The following is a 15,275-nucleotide window of genomic DNA, read 5'->3' as shown; positions in this document are numbered from 1 at the left end:
TTTCGCTTCTGAATGAAAGACCGACTGCTCATGGGCAGCCGGTCCAGGTGAGAACTAATTTTGTTCCAATGCGTTGGTTACTTTAATCTTTCCGGCGATAATATCGTCGGAAATCACCTTAAGCTGATCTACGATGTCTTGTCCAATAAATGGGTTAAGCGGTGTTTTGCTCTCATGGGTTACGTAAGTAAGACCCACGCCGCCTTCTTTCAGACCATAATCACGAATATCGAATGAGTATTTGTCTTCTGCAAAGTCTTTAACCGTTTCGTAGACAACAGCGTCTGTACCTTTCAATTGAGCAAGCACAACGTGCTCGGGATCCGTGCCCGTGTTATCCGTATCTTGTCCTGAAGCATAGAAGCCTTTCTCTTTCGCGGCTTCGAATACGCCCAAATCACCAACAGCGGAAAGGCCTGCAACGAAATCGGCACCTTTAGAGTTCTGCAGGAGTGCGAGTTCCTTCGCTTTAGCCGGATCTGTGAAACCGCCGACGTAGTTAACGAAAATTTCAACGTTAGGGTTTACCGATTTTGCACCTTCTGCAAAGCCGGTCATATATTTATGCATAATCGGAATGTCGTCTGCAACCACGTTGCCAACCTTGTTGGTCTTCGTAGCCAATCCAGCTGCTGCACCAAGCAGGTAAGCTGCTTCATGTTCACGGAATACGACGCTGCGGACATTCGGCAAATCCACTACCGTATCGATAATGGCAAAAGGCACGTCCGGATTCTCCGGTGCAACCTTCTTCAATGCATCTTCCATTTGGAAGGTGGATGTGATAATCAAATCATATTTTTCAGCAACCGCCGTACGCAGGTTTTGCTCAATCGAGGCCGGGTCTGTCGATTCAATCGTTTTCACTTCGACATTGAAATCGGCAGCAGCCTTCTGCAATCCTTCGTCCATCAATGCAAAGAAAGGATTCACGCCGATCTTCTCAGGGAGAACAAGTGCAATGCGTTTCTTATCTTGAGATCCTTCTGAACCGCCATTAGCTGCACCAGTGTCAGTAGACTTATCGCTATTGCCGCAACCTGCAAGCAATCCAACGGATAATACGAGTGTTAATAGAATTGACCATGTCTTTTTCATTTCCTGACCTTATCCTCCTAAGTGAGCACTTTTTATACTATTATCCTATGGTATAGACAAGCAGATGTCAAAACAAAAATTTTAGCGTTTTATGTAGTTTAATGTGTTTTTTAGCAAATATTTGGCGGAAAACTGCCGATATCACAGAACATTACCTTATCAAAATGTCGATAATGTTCGGAAATTGCCAACATTTGAGCAAGCGTTTTCTGCCGAGATCAGCATGAAAACGCATTAATTTCAAATTGTTGGCAGCTTATATGCTACTTTTCCTTTTCATTCACGCAGAAAGGGATGCCTAAAGGCATCCCCTGCAAATATATGAAATGTTCTAAGATCCGACCTAGTTAATCCCGCTGAATCAATCGATCAGCTCTGCTGCCTTCAATAACCGCTGCAGCATGACGGCCGCCTCGCCGCGGGACAGCTTCTGCAGCGGCTTAAGCCCTGCGTCGGCTCCATGGACTATTCCTTGCTGCACAAGCGCGGCAGCAGCCGGTTTGGCCCAAGCGGACAGCTCTTGGAGGTCTTGAAAAGATGAAAGGATACCAGTTGATTCCATCTCATTCACTGTAGTTGTTATACCTGCCAGTTTCATCACTCTACCCATAACCACTATGGCCTCTTGGCGCGTAATCCCTTGAGTTGGCCGAAAACGGCCGTCCTCATACCCCTGAAGAAGCTCATACTGTACGGCTTGTGCAATGACGCCGCTATACCAGTCGCCTGCGCTGACATCCTGAAAAGCAGGAACTTCTCCCTTCACCTCGTGCAAACCGAGTGCCCTGACGATCATGGCAGCAAACTCCGCACGATTCACATGAGCGTCCGGAGCGAAACGGGTCCTCTCGGGCTGATTCGCACCTGGGTTTGTGGGCTCCTTCACTCGGCCGTTTCCATCGAGGATCAATCGCGAAGCCAGATCGTTCGCGGCATCCTTGGACCAATGAAACGAAACATCGGCAACGCTCGCTTGATGAGATATGAGAGCAACGGTTCCGGCGGTGAGGCGATGCAGAACGGCCTCGCTGCTTCCATCTTTCTTCATCTCTATTCGCGTCGGAATATGATGGAAATCTCCATTCTCATCCACCCGGGCAGCTGTAGTAATATGGCCTGACACTCCATGTGACCATGAAATCCGCTGCTCCACATACTGTGGAAACGGATCTAATTGCAGGGATATGTCCTGAACTTTAGCTGTAATTTCAAAATCGACAGGCAAACCGATAAGGGTTATGCCGGATTGCAGCGCCGCCTTCTGTACAGCCTTTGCCTTAGCTGCATCGCTGGCAGCCATCGTCAGAGTCACCAACATTTGATCCGCCGCTATCGACTTATCCAAACTTCCCGACTTCTGCCAGCGCGATGATGCCATCACGGCAGCAGGGACATGGAAGGTACCGAGAACGGATCGGATTTCAATGGCGCCCTGCTTAGTATCAAGAAGGTCAATTGCAGCACCGCTTATTTCCAGGTAGACATGATCCGCAGGCTGTGCAAGCGCAATGACGATGACCGGATTGTAGTCCACGGTCTTTAAACGGGCTTCCAGCTTTGCCGTATCCAGCTTCATCGAAACGACGGTACGTCCATCTGTCTCATGGAACAAGCCTGTAACCATCCCTTCCTGAGATTCATCGTTTAGCGTAACTCTGACATTCACTCTATTCTCTGCTGGCGTGGCACTGCCTGATGAACCTGAATTTGCGTATCCTGAGCCGGAGCCAGTACCTCCAGGAGATAAACCTCCTCCCGGTTCTTCAGGCGTTACACCTCCGCCTCCGGTTGACGACGCTCTTGTCACCATCACTCTATATTTCAGGTGCTGGCCTTCCGGCGCCGTCACAACGACCTCGATTATATGGTTACCGACGGAAACCGGGAGTTCCGGGCTCTCCTGACCGGAGAAAATATCGATCGGCCCCACTTCCAAATCCCCGGCTTCCCCATACACGCTGACCGTTACCTGCACACGAGCGTCATACACCTGGGCAGTCACCGTAAGGCGATCCGTTTCATTGGCTACCTGTGCCTTGTAATCATAATGATATCTATCGAATTCAGGGCTCAGACCCACTTCCGCTCCAGGTGAGATCAGCGCCAATGCTTGCAAGGTGGCATCATACGCCGGGGCCGCAGGCTCCCTGACCGTAAAGCTCCAGGTATCCCCGCCTTGAATTCCGGCAAAATAAGTACCCGAATGGTTACCGGTAAAAGCCCCCGATTCGATCTCGACATAATAGGTCTTTCCATAGTCGAAAGCAGTCAACGGGTTTAGGGTCACCGCGTTCCCGAGAACCGAGACCTTACCTGCATCGGCGGCATCGATGGTCTCCACAACACGCTGATCCGAAGCTTGCCTAATCGTAATCGATTTACCGGACACAGCCGTCACGTCTTCATTGAAGACAACCTGCAGGGTCGCATCACTTTCAACGCCGACAGACTGATGAGCCGGCGTATACGATACCGCCGTAAGTTCGGTTGGTGCCGGGTTCGCACTCCATTTGGCATACAGCGTGACATCCTGCGTACCAAATATAAGCTTGCCTCCAGCCGGATAATCGATCCCGCTTCCATCGGCTTCCGTATTCCAGCCGACGAAGGTATACCCATACTTGCCCAGTTGGCCCGTATTACCCGCCACAACCGTTTCGTCGCCTCTGGCAAACAAACCACTGCTTGCCGGAACATTCCCCGTCGTATTTCCGTTGCCATCATAGATTAACGAGTAGATTTGCGGCCATTTCGTTGTCACTTTCAGCATGCGGTATGCGCTTTTCCTGCCGACGGCATCTTTGGCGATGACATTAAAATAATAATCCGTGCCTTCCGCCAGTCCGTTTACCACAAGTGCGGTTTGATCCGCCGTGTAGCTACCGATCGGCTTTCCGTACCTCTCCATTTGACTTACGTCCCCGATATTCGGGCTGCCAGACGAATATAAAAGATACTGCAGGTCGTGCTGCTCCGTCATATTGTCCCGGGCCTTAGGCCACTCCAATTCAACGGAGTCCGCGGTAATGCTGTACGGATTCAAGACCCCACTTCCTGTATCCGGGGACGTGGTATCCAGCACGGCCTTCGACAGGGTAGGTATTTCCCTCGTGTTTATCGTTCCGTCTCCGATTTGCCCTCCGGAATTCAAGCCCCATCCCCAGACGGTCCCATCCTTCTTCATCGCCACGCTATGAAAGCCGCCGGCGGAAATTTCGCGTACATGCTTGATCCCCGGCACAGGGGCTGGAATGAGGCTGTAAGCATTCGGCAGGCCAAGCTGCTTCTGACTATTTTCCCCCCAGCTCCATACGTTCCCTGCTTGGTCTACTGCTAGGCTGTGGTATCCTCCGCCTGCAACCGCAACAATGTGCTCCAGGTTTCTAACCTGCACCGGTGTCGTTCGGTTTGTTCTCGTGCCGTCCCCAAGCATGCCGTATGTGTTTTTTCCCCATGCCCAGACGGTGCCGTCTTGTTTAACCGCCAAACTATGAGACCCTCCGGCGGCAATGGCAACGACGTCTGTCAGCCCCGCCACCTGTACCGGCATGTATCGATCCATCCTCGTTCCATCGCCGAGTTCCCCGTCTCCGTTCACGCCCCAGGCCCATATGGTACCGTCGGATTTCAAGGCAAGACTGTAATATCCTCCAGCCGCAATAGCCTTCACATCGCTTAGACCGGTCACGAGAACCGGGGTGTTTTGTTGTATCGTCGTTCCATTGCCCAGCTCGCCGTTGTCGTTTTTCCCCCAAGTCCATACGGTGCCGTTCTCGGAAAGCGCCATGCCGTGATAGCCCAATCCGCCTGATATGGCCCTAATCCCGCTTAAACCTGCAACTTGTACGGGAGCGTTCACATTCGTTGTCGTTCCAATTCCCAATTGTCCGTTCTCGTTCGCCCCCCACGTCCATACCGTTCCGTCCTGACGGAGCGCCATCGAGCTGCGGACGCCGGAATGAATGTCAATGACATGATTCAAACCCTTCGCCATAACGGGAGTGACCCGGGCACTCCAGATGCCGGCACCTAGCTGCCCCCTGTCTCCAAACCCCCATGAGTAAACTTCGCCGCTGCTTGCAAGCGAAACGGTATGATAATAACCGGCCACAAGCTTCGGTGCAATCGCGGTGGCTGCGAAGGCTTGCCGGTATCCAAATACCCAATCCATCTGCATCAACAGCAAAGCTATACATAGCAGGATTTTCCCTGAACGCCTTAACATAAATCTCCTCCCTCATTTCATCAGCGCTTATAAACCACAATCCCGGTCGGGACCGCGGTACTATGGATGCTATCAAATAAATGGAAGGGAAACGATTGACAAACGTTAACTTTTCATCATTTTTTTCATATAATCTAGTTATCTTGACTCAAATTTCGTAAAAATAACGTTCGTATATAGCGAGGGTATCTATGAAATTACTGACTGATTCACCTATTCTGAAAATGAAAATAAGCCTTCCCGGGTTAAAAAAGCATCTCATTCACCGGGATCGGCTTATTCATGCGATGACAGCAGGCCACAATGGACAACTAACTACCATTATTGCCCCTGCCGGATACGGCAAATCGACGCTGCTGGCCCAGTGGGCCCATGGAGCCAACGAGCGATGCGCCTGGGTGTCGCTGGATGAACGGGATAACGATCCCGTCCGCTTTTGGCGATACGTAACAGCCGCCTTGGCTTCGGTTCTTCCAGAACTGCAAGGAGATCGGCTTATGAACCATACGCATCTGCTGCCAAGCGCCTCGATTGAAAGCTTTCTGGATACGCTGATCAGTGAATTATACGAGGAGCATGAACCCCTCAATCTCATTCTCGAGGACCTGCATAGCATTCACTATCATGCAATCCACGCGGGGATTTCCTACTTGATTGATTACCTCCCTGAGCCTATTCATCTATTCATCTCCTCCCGAACCGAGCTCCCATTCCCCACGATGAAAGGGATGGTTAACCATGAGGTCAACCATATCGGAATGAAGCAGCTGGAATTCACCTCTGATGAAACCGAGCGCTTTTTCCGGCATGAATCAGATAGCAGTCAGCCCCGTCTAACTCCGATGCAACTGGATGCATTGCTTAATCGAACGGAAGGCTGGATAACCGGGCTCCAGCTTGCTTCGCTTTCCCTGCGAAACGGCCGCGATCTGGAGCCATTCGTCGAAGATATGAAGGGAAATCAACTTCTGATCTCAAAATATCTGTTCCAGGAGGTGATAGGCAGGCTATCTTCCGAGGTGTTCACTTTTCTGCTGCAGACCGCAGTCCTATCGGAGCTTCATCCACAGGTGTGCGATGCTGTAACCGATCTCAGCGACAGCCGCCCGATGCTGGAGGAGCTGCAGAAGCTGAATCTGTTTCTGGTTCCACTGGATGAACATCATACCTGCTATCGCTATCATCATCTGTTCTCGCAGTTTCTGCTGGACCTCCTGCTACGTGAAGATAACGGGGAGTATACGAAGCGTCATCGGCTTGCCGGGCAATATTACGCTTCTGCCGGTTCTATGGATGAGGCCATTGACCATATGTTCGCAGCGCAGGACATTGAGGGGGCCGTGAACTTGCTGGAGCAGCATATGCAAACCGTGCTTGAACGGGGGGAAATTGCTACCTTGCTAGAATGGTTTGACCGCATCCCATCCCCATTCTCGATGAGACTTGAAATGTCATTAGCGCATGCCTTTATCATGGTTCTGGCAGGGGATCTGGAGCGGTCTGAGCGCATGCTCTCCCAGATTGAAGAAACGTGCGCCGCACTCGCGTCATCAGATCGACGGGAGCAGCTCCGAAGCAGCCTCCTGTTCGTGCGTTCCAATCTTGTTTTTCTGAACGGGGACTTCGGCAAATGGTTTGCTTTTAGTGAAGGCATCCTCGACAACGCTATGCCCGACAATCCGATCTACTATCAATTCGATTACAACCGTCAGGAGCCTTACGTAAGACGTACACCGCTTGGCATGAAGGGAGCTCTCTCCGCTGATACGGAGAAGATCGCACATCTGTTTACCGGCGTGCTGGAATCCCATGGATGGGCGCATTCGCTCATGAATTTATATGTAAAGCAATCCTTGTGCGAGGGGTATTATGAATGGAATCGGCTTACCGAATGCCGTCAACTGCTGGTACAGATTCGAAATGCGCCCCCCGCCAAAGAAACCATGGGTTTGTTCGTGCCGCTTCATATAACCGAAGCCAAGCTGTACGCTGCGGAGGGCAAGTTTCATCTGGCCCATTATGCTCTGGATGAAGCATGGACCGCTGTCCTCGGCAGGAAAGCGAGCCCATGGCTTGCTCCATTAAAGGCTATACGATGTATGCTCTATATTCGGGAAGGGCGTATAACCGAAGCCCGCAAGGAAGCGGCCGGCCTCCCGATTTCCGTCAAGGACCGACCAACCTATAGCCGGGAAACCGAATATCTGGCGTTCGTTCGCCTGTTAGGCAAACAGCGCAGGGAAGCCGAGGCGCTTCACCTCCTGGAGCTGTTAAAACCCCAAGCCGAGCGCGAACAGCAACGATCCAGCATCATCGAGATCACAGGCCTGCAAGCGCTGCTGGAATACCAGCGTGGTCAACGAAAGCAGTCCCTTCATCTCCTTGGCGACGCATTGCGTATTGGAGCACAGAACGGTTATGTCCGTTCCTTCCTGGACGAAGGAGAGGAGATGTACCAGCTACTGAAGCTGTATGCAAACCACCAAGGACAAGAAAGCGGCTTACAGCCGGAGCAGCATCAGCTGCTTGAATATGTACGCATCCTGTTGGAGCATTTTCCGGATTATCCCCAAGCGGACCCTTCATCCGCCAAGCTATCCCCGTCTGTTCTCCCGGAACAGCTGAATCGGAATGAAATGAATCTCCTGCATCTGATCCGGCAAGGTGCCGCCAATAAACAGATGGCCGCTGCACTTGGCCTGTCCGAAGGAACAGTCCGGGTATATTTATCCAGGCTGTATGGCAAGCTCGGCGTGACTACCCGCACGCAGGCTCTGGTTAAAGCCCAGTCATTAAACCTGCTAGAGGATTGAACGTAACCATACAAAAGAACCCCGGGACACGCGTTCCTGAGGTTCTTTTTTTACTCTATGGATTTCTTACCTTAAGACAACCGTCCATCCATCATGAGCTGAAGGATCGTATCCATTTGAATCGATTAACCTTTACGATCGCCACAAAACACTTCAGTATCTGATCGGACTTCAAGCAAATGAATATGGCGAGTGGTGATAAATGGAACACGAACGCGCATAATGCCGAGGAGGGCAGCACGATCAGCCACATAAAAATCAAATCGTTGTAAAGGACAAAGCGGGTGTCTCCGCCGCTTCGCACAATGCCCGTTAATGCCGGCATCTGATAAGCCGTTCCGACTACGGTGATCGACAACACTGTCATGAAATGGAGCGCGAGTGTCTTCGCCTCATCGGATATGGAGTAGAAGCCCAGGACGAAATCCTTAATTACAAACAGCACAGCGCCCGTCAGCAAGCCGAGCAGGATATACAGAATCTGCAGCGTTTTGGCATAGGATATGATTTTGTCCATCAACCCTTCACCGATGGTCTTCCCAATCAGCACAGCCGTTGCGCTGGCCGAAGCGTAAACGATGACTGTCACCATCTGGAAAATCGTAGTCGCAATACTGTTGGCCGCGATTGCCGATTCTCCCATATGCCCCAGAATGGCAGTTTGTGCCGCCATGGCAAGTCCCCATATCGTGTTCGACAGCAGAATCGGGGAGCCTACGCGAATGTACTGTTTGAAGAGATCCATATCGAACTGCAGGAAATCCTGCAGCTTCAGCAAAATTTTGCGATCAAATCGTTTAATGTACACCAGGACGATCACACATTCAATGATTCTAGCCGTCAGGGTAGCGATAGCCGATCCGGTCACACCCAGTTCAGGAAAACCTAAATACCCGTAGATGAGGATATAGTTCAGGCAGATGTTGATAATCAGGGTCGATAACGATACCACAAAGCCGATTTTCACCGTTTCCACGCTTCGCAGTGAAGCCAGCAAGGAACTGGTGACGGCAAAGAAGATATAAGAGAAACAGATGATTCGTAAATATTCCACACCTGCGGCTATAACATTCTCTTCCTTCGTAAACAAGGACAGTACCTCATGCGGGAAAAAGAACACGACTATCCATAACACAATACTGAGGAAAATGGCCATGCGCATGCCGATGCTTGCTGCTTTTTTGATGGAGCCTAAATCCTTCGCTCCCCAGAATCTGGACGACATGATGACCAATCCTTCGCATACGCCCATAACCAGCATGTGCAGCAGGAATTGGATCTGGTTCGCGAGGGCAACGCCCGATAGCGCCGATTCACTGTATCCTCCCAGCATGACGTTGTCCGACAAATTCACGCCGACCGATATCAGGTTCTGCATCCCGATCACAAGCGTCAGCCAGAAAAAGCTTTTGTAGAACCCTTTTTCGCGAACAAATAAACTCATGTCAGTTAACCTTCTTCGTCTATAAGATGATGAATCTCTAATATGTATGAAATTACACAAATGAACAGAACATTATGAAGTGAAGCATTCTTTCCATAGATCAGTAGATTGATAGAATCAAAACATAATAACATTATAATGTTTTTACATTAAAAAACTAGTCATCAAGTTGGAGGACACTGCGAATGCCGGTATTTGATCTTCGACGGCATCTTTAGCGATTCCACAGCAAATCCCCTGACTATCGTCACATCTACCCCGCTTGGTCGCGCCAGAGGTTCCCCTTCAATGTCAACTGCGCGTTAAATCGTGGGATTTCCTGACTATGTACAAAACAACATACCGTATATATGATGGCAGTGTATTCCAATCCCAATGATACAGAGGAGAATGTGTATGACCGTGTGGAAATATCCGTTATCCCGCAAAATGATCCAGCGAAGTATGATTGCAGCCCTCGGCGCTGCGCTCCTCATGACCCCGCTTCATGCCTTTGCAGCCGATGAAGCGCCCCAGCCCGAAGCATCTTCCGCTCATCCGGCAGCCAGCACCAAATCCAGCACCTCAGCTCCAGCACAAATCACGGAGAATCTAGGCGGTTCCCTAGCGATCGGGGAGCACCGGCTAATCAGTCGTAAGGAGATCGACCAGAATTGGGATGGCCTCGATCCGGATTACACACCGGAGAAGGCGATCGCCGCTGTTAGAGCACTGCTCTCGGAGGAAGACTTCGAGGCGTTGTTCCCTTACCGGCTAGGCTCGGCGGAATGGTTTAAAATCGCCAATGGCAAAGAATACTATAAAGCCGATCAGACCGACTATTTCTCATACGACAATCTCATCAACGCGGTCGCGGAGGTCTCCAATCTGAAGATCAAGATCAACACGCGGCAAGGAACCCCTTCCGCGCAGGAGATTTACCGATTAGACAAGGACGCCCGCGTTGAAACACTCGTTGTGCGTTCAGCTGACTTCCATTCGGTTGAGAACCTTAACAAAGATATTGAAACCGTTATCATTGATGGCGGCACTTTCCTGAAGGAAGGGTTCAAGAAGGACCGCAAGCGTGAACTGGCCGCCTTCCTCGCCAATCTGTCCCACGAAACGGGCGGAGGCTGGGCTACCGCTCCGGGAGGACCGCTCCGTTGGGGATTGTTCTGGAACGAGAACATCGCCGGCCGGACTGGTGTCAACAAGGATGCTTTCGTCGATCCTGCCAGCGCGGTGCTGTATCCCGGAACACCAGACAAACGCTATTATGGACGGGGACCGATCATGCTCAGCTGGAACTTTAATTACGGCCTGTTCAGTTCCATCATCTATGGAGACAAAAGCGTGCTGCTGGACCATCCGGAGATCGTTGCCGCTGACGGCAAAATCGGATACATGACCGCCATCCTGTTCTGGATGACGCCGCAGGACCCGAAGCCTTCTGCCCATGATGTAATGGTTGGCAGATGGAAGCCTTCCCCGCTTGAGAAGTTCAGAGGGCTGGGCGATCCCGGCTTCGGTACGACCGTGATGGTCTTGAACGGCCTGGAAGCTAACCTCGGTGAAACCGAGGGCAGCCCGGTGCAGCGCCGCGCCGGTCACTATCGCGATATTACAAGCCGTATGGGCGTTGATATTACCGGAGAGAAAGTGGATACTTTGGGCATGAGACCATTCTGATACGAAACCGCCCAGCGGATGGGTTGAACTAGGTTTGATGGTACCATCTAATAATCGCCCTCTGGCAAGTGGCTGTTTATCTGCCTCCACTGTGCCACAGGGCGATTATTTATTTCAGCAGGCTTCATACCAGCCGCTGAGAGATCGCAACGCGCTGAGCCTTCGGTAAACTCTTCAGCACCAAATCATAGGAATGATCAATCATATCCTGGAGGTCCGCTTCCGTTAAGGAGCCATCCACGGTAACGGTATTCCAATGTTTTTTGTTGAGATGATAACCGGGCTGCACCGCGTCATGCTGCTGGCGCAAATTCTCTGCAATCACCGGATCGCATTTCAGGGAAATATGACTAACCTTCTCTCCTGCCGTTATGGTAATCAGGGCAAACATTTTGCCCCCGACTTTCATGACGATCGGAAGCGGGCCGAACGGATAATCCTCGGTTGCAGCTTTCTTCGAAAGACAGTAAGCAATGAGTGGGCTTCGCACCTGGGAATTCTCTCCTTCTAGATCAGATCTATTTGATTATATTAGATGATGTTTCCCTGTTCAATTCCGGTTTATATTTTGTTCACGCTCCGTTCATATAACTCTTGTATATTGGGACCGATTCAAGATGCAAGGGGGGGAATATCCATTGGTAAAATATAGTAAGTGGCTGATGCGCATCGCGGCAATCTATACACTCTTCGGTGCTTTGATCGGAGCGGACATGGCAGGGAGAAGTAACTACAACATGGTTGCAGGCCACGCCCATATTCTGGTGGTAGGCTGGCTGACCTTATTTGCCTATGGCCTGTTCTACTACGTGTTTCGAGAAAAACTTAGTATGAAGAAGACGGCCGCGCTGCACTTCTGGACGAGCATCCTCGGGGGCGGGATCATGCCGCTCGGCATGCTGATGTATTATCAAATGCAGAATACGGCAACCCTGCTGGCCTTTATCATACCGGCGTCGATACTGCTTGTCGCGGCAGCTTTATTTATCACCTTATTGTTTTTCGATAAAAAATTGTTTTCAAACACATAGCTTGGTTCAAGGCCATCGTGGAGGCTTGCTCTACTTTTTTGGCATATGCTGAACAAAAAAGAGGGGTGAGCCTCTTAGCTATGAAATATAAAAGCAGCACCATCAAAAGCAAATGGAAGAAAACGAAATGGTTAAACGAAGATTCTTATTTCAGACAATACGTACCGCACACATTGCCGTTTAGTAAAAAAAACCTGAACGCTATGCTGGCGGACTACACTACGGTTTTCTTCAAACCTACGGATGGTTCAGGCGGCAATAACATCATCCGAATCCGAAAAACGGACGGGGGCTACCAAAGCCAGCTGAATACCAAGAAAACGTCATACACCAGCTCATCTCAATTGTACCGTGATCTGAACCGCTTTGCCGGGAGCAGACCCTACCTGCTGCAAAAAGGAATTCGTCTGGCCAAAAGCAATGGCAAGCCATTTGATATCCGGGTAATGGTCCAGAAGACTAGGCAGGGAGCCTGGGTCAGCACCGCCCTGTTCACCAAAGTCGGCAACCCTAACAAAGTCGCCACCAATTATAATCAAGGCGGCACCATTGGCACGTTCCGCAAGACGATGAGCGGCGCCAATTTCGCCTCGGCCTTCACCCAACAGCTGGAATCCGAGCTCAAAGGACTTGGCGTGGCGGTAGGTAAAAACTTTGACCGCCATTACAAAGGATTTAACGAACTCGGCCTGGATGTGGCAGTCGATTCCAAGGGGAGGCCCTGGATTCTAGAGGTCAACACCAGACCCCAAGTTTATCCGCTCAAAAACTTGAAAGACAAAAGCCTGTACCATAAGGTGCTGTCTTACGGGAAGCAATATGGGCGTATGAAATAAAAATGATAACCCCTTTTCACACAAAAAACTGCCGGGTTTAGTGCCCGGCAGTTTTATTAAAACCTAATGATGTTCATATCCCTAATTCAGCACATTGAAGGACGATGGGGTTACGACTTGCTAGCTACCACTTCAATCTCAACCAGCCCATCCTTCGGCAAACGGGCAACCTCCACGGCGCTCCGTGCCGGATATGGCTCTGAAAAGAAAGAAGCATATACCTCGTTGACGGCTTGGAAATCATTCATATCCTTTAAAAAAACCGTAGTCTTGACGATATCCTCCATACCAAAACCGGCTGCTTCCAGAATCGCCTTCACGTTAAGCAGTGAGCGATTCGCCTGCTCTTCTACCGTCGGGGCGAATTGCCCCGACGCATCCATCCCAAGCTGACCGGATGTAAACAGAAGATTTCCGTATTGCACCGCTTGCGAATAAGGGCCTATGGCTCCGGGTGCCTGCTGAGTTGCGATGGTTTTTCTCTCTTGTTGTGTCATGGTGTTCTCTCCTCTTTAGCGCATACGTTCACGCATTTATATTGATGATTTCTTGCCTTGATCCAAGAAATATTCATCCTGCATTAATGGACAGATGCAGCACCTGCATCATCCGCATGAGGCTTGTTCTGACTTCCTTTATGCGGATTGTCGTATTCCTTCAACATTTCCTCCTGCTGCTCGGGCGTAAGCTTAGCGATGCCGAACCCGGTAAAACCCCAGATCGTTGCGAAGATAATGCCTGTCCAGCACAATACTGCCCAAGGTAAATAAGATAATGTCGCTACGCCCAGTGTACCGGCCATATAGGCACCTGCTGCCGTCCATGGCAGAATCGGTTCGGTAATGGCCGCGGAATCCTCCACCGTCCGCCCCAGGTTCTTCGGATGGAGACCGCGCCGGATGTAAGCCTCACGGAGCATCTCGCCCGGCATCAGGATGGAGACCTGTCCGTTGCTGGTTACGCCGATCATGGTCAACCCTGTTGCAATCGTAGCCAGGATCAGCGAGCCGGTGGAACGCACATGCTTCAAGAGCTTGTCCACAATCAACTCCAGCGATTTGGTCAGCGATATCGTGCCGGCAAACGTGATCGCACTGAAACAGATGAGCAGTGTCCCCATCATGGAGCTCATGCCTCCCCGGTTAATGAGACGCGGAATATCAGCAATGACGGTATTGGGATCAAAGCCGCTAACATGAACCATCGCGATATCGAATCCGCTTACAACCGAAGTCACAACGTCATGCAAAGTGAAGCCATGAAATATCATGCCGTTCGCCATGGCCACAATGGATGACAGCAGCATGACAGGAATCGTCGGTTTCTTGGTGATCGAGCCGTACAGGACGATTAATACCGGCAGGATCAAGAGCAAATTCCAATCGTATATCGTTGTCATCGTGTTCATGATCTCGGTGACCTTCTCAGGAACCCCAACGCTGGATACATGTGTGTTCAGTCCTGTGACCACATAAACGATCCCCGCCACGAAAAAGGACGGCAGCGTCGTATACAGCAAATGGCCGATATGTTCGTACAGATTAACGCCAGTGGACAAGGCAGCAATATTGGTTGTATCCGAAAGCGGCGAAAGCTTGTCCCCGAAGTAAGCACCCGCTACAACTGCACCCGCCACCGCGGCAAGATTGGCATCCATTCCAGCGCCGACCCCCATGAAGGCAACCCCGATGGTCCCGGCAGATCCCCAGGAGGTTCCCGTACATACGGATACTACAGATGTAACCAGAAAAGCGGTGATCAACAAAAATTGCGGATCAATGATTCTCAGGCCGTAGTAGATCATCATAGGAATAGTTCCACCGACCATCCACGCGCCGATCATAAATCCGACCACAATCAAGATGAGGATGGCGGGCATGGTTTTCGCAATTTTTTGCGAAATGGATTCCAAAATATCGTTGTAGCTGTAACCCAGCTTAATCGCGATCAGGCCTGCGACAATGGCGGATGCAATAATCAGCGGTTCGGGCGGCAGCTCAAATAATACGTAACCAAGGCACAGCAAAATCACCATCGTAAAAATCGGAAGCAACGCCAGAAACATGGTCGGCTGCTTTATCATTCGTTCCTCTTTTGGTTTAGCCATCATGGATTCCCCCTGGATGTAAATAAGAAAATGTCTATCGATGTACCTTC

At 50.6% G+C, this 15,275-nt stretch carries 10 protein-coding genes; 4 read left to right on the top strand and 6 right to left on the bottom strand.

Annotation, left to right across the window (positions count from 1 at the left end; genetic code table 11):
- Positions 1 to 54: 54 nt before the first annotated feature.
- Entirely contained in the window at positions 55 to 1,098 is a 1,044-nt protein-coding gene (locus MKY48_RS06440; RefSeq protein ID WP_339270974.1) for a BMP family protein, read from the bottom strand.
- 361 nt (positions 1,099 to 1,459) lie between these two features.
- Entirely contained in the window at positions 1,460 to 5,323 is a 3,864-nt protein-coding gene (locus tag MKY48_RS06435) for an S-layer homology domain-containing protein (protein ID WP_339292550.1), read from the bottom strand.
- A gap of 191 nt (positions 5,324 to 5,514) precedes the next feature.
- On the opposite strand from MKY48_RS06435, the gene MKY48_RS06430 reads away from it, so the two are divergent.
- On the top strand, positions 5,515 to 8,136 hold the full coding sequence (locus MKY48_RS06430; RefSeq protein WP_339292549.1) for a LuxR C-terminal-related transcriptional regulator: 2,622 nt from the start codon (positions 5,515 to 5,517) through the stop codon (positions 8,134 to 8,136).
- A gap of 91 nt (positions 8,137 to 8,227) precedes the next feature.
- Here MKY48_RS06430 and MKY48_RS06425 read toward each other — a convergent pair whose 3' ends face one another.
- Positions 8,228 to 9,580, bottom strand: a complete 1,353-nt coding sequence (locus tag MKY48_RS06425; protein WP_339292548.1) for an MATE family efflux transporter — start codon at positions 9,578 to 9,580, stop codon at positions 8,228 to 8,230.
- Positions 9,581 to 9,976: 396 nt separating this feature from the next.
- On the opposite strand from MKY48_RS06425, the gene MKY48_RS06420 reads away from it, so the two are divergent.
- The gene (locus tag MKY48_RS06420; RefSeq protein WP_076322819.1) at positions 9,977 to 11,251 is read left to right on the top strand and encodes a chitinase; all 1,275 of its coding nucleotides are present in this window, start codon (positions 9,977 to 9,979) and stop codon (positions 11,249 to 11,251) included.
- Between the two features lie 124 nt (positions 11,252 to 11,375).
- Here MKY48_RS06420 and MKY48_RS06415 read toward each other — a convergent pair whose 3' ends face one another.
- On the bottom strand, positions 11,376 to 11,741 hold the full coding sequence (locus tag MKY48_RS06415; RefSeq protein ID WP_339292547.1) for an MmcQ/YjbR family DNA-binding protein: 366 nt from the start codon (positions 11,739 to 11,741) through the stop codon (positions 11,376 to 11,378).
- Between the two features lie 148 nt (positions 11,742 to 11,889).
- On the opposite strand from MKY48_RS06415, the gene MKY48_RS06410 reads away from it, so the two are divergent.
- Both MKY48_RS06410 and MKY48_RS06405 read left to right on the top strand, forming a co-directional pair.
- A complete protein-coding gene (locus tag MKY48_RS06410; protein ID WP_339270962.1) occupies positions 11,890 to 12,282 on the top strand; it encodes a hypothetical protein in 393 nt (130 codons plus the stop codon).
- Between the two features lie 80 nt (positions 12,283 to 12,362).
- On the top strand, positions 12,363 to 13,118 hold the full coding sequence (locus MKY48_RS06405) for a YheC/YheD family protein (RefSeq protein WP_339292546.1): 756 nt from the start codon (positions 12,363 to 12,365) through the stop codon (positions 13,116 to 13,118).
- A gap of 110 nt (positions 13,119 to 13,228) precedes the next feature.
- Here MKY48_RS06405 and MKY48_RS06400 read toward each other — a convergent pair whose 3' ends face one another.
- Both MKY48_RS06400 and nhaC read right to left on the bottom strand, forming a co-directional pair.
- On the bottom strand, positions 13,229 to 13,615 hold the full coding sequence (locus MKY48_RS06400) for a RidA family protein (RefSeq protein WP_076322816.1): 387 nt from the start codon (positions 13,613 to 13,615) through the stop codon (positions 13,229 to 13,231).
- 83 nt (positions 13,616 to 13,698) lie between these two features.
- On the bottom strand, positions 13,699 to 15,225 hold the full coding sequence (gene nhaC / locus MKY48_RS06395; RefSeq protein WP_076322815.1) for a Na+/H+ antiporter NhaC: 1,527 nt from the start codon (positions 15,223 to 15,225) through the stop codon (positions 13,699 to 13,701).
- Between the last annotated feature and the right edge of the window lie 50 nt (positions 15,226 to 15,275).

This window comes from Paenibacillus sp. FSL W8-0187 (genome assembly GCF_037969755.1).
Classification (GTDB): Bacteria; Bacillota; Bacilli; order Paenibacillales; family Paenibacillaceae; genus Paenibacillus_AQ.
Note: the sequence above shows the minus strand (reverse complement) of the source record. Positions and strands in the feature narration are given on the sequence as shown.

What these genes read in the sequence shown, in the direction of transcription:
- MKY48_RS06400 (WP_076322816.1), bottom strand. Translation starts at nt 13,615, where the DNA reads ATGACACAACAAGAGAGAAAAACCATCGCAACTCAGCAGGCACCCGGA.
- MKY48_RS06430 (WP_339292549.1), top strand. Translation starts at nt 5,515, where the DNA reads ATGAAATTACTGACTGATTCACCTATTCTGAAAATGAAAATAAGCCTT.
- nhaC (WP_076322815.1), bottom strand. Translation starts at nt 15,225, where the DNA reads ATGGCTAAACCAAAAGAGGAACGAATGATAAAGCAGCCGACCATGTTT.
- MKY48_RS06420 (WP_076322819.1), top strand. Translation starts at nt 9,977, where the DNA reads ATGACCGTGTGGAAATATCCGTTATCCCGCAAAATGATCCAGCGAAGT.
- MKY48_RS06435 (WP_339292550.1), bottom strand. Translation starts at nt 5,323, where the DNA reads ATGTTAAGGCGTTCAGGGAAAATCCTGCTATGTATAGCTTTGCTGTTG.
- MKY48_RS06440 (WP_339270974.1), bottom strand. Translation starts at nt 1,098, where the DNA reads ATGAAAAAGACATGGTCAATTCTATTAACACTCGTATTATCCGTTGGA.
- MKY48_RS06405 (WP_339292546.1), top strand. Translation starts at nt 12,363, where the DNA reads ATGAAATATAAAAGCAGCACCATCAAAAGCAAATGGAAGAAAACGAAA.
- MKY48_RS06425 (WP_339292548.1), bottom strand. Translation starts at nt 9,580, where the DNA reads ATGAGTTTATTTGTTCGCGAAAAAGGGTTCTACAAAAGCTTTTTCTGG.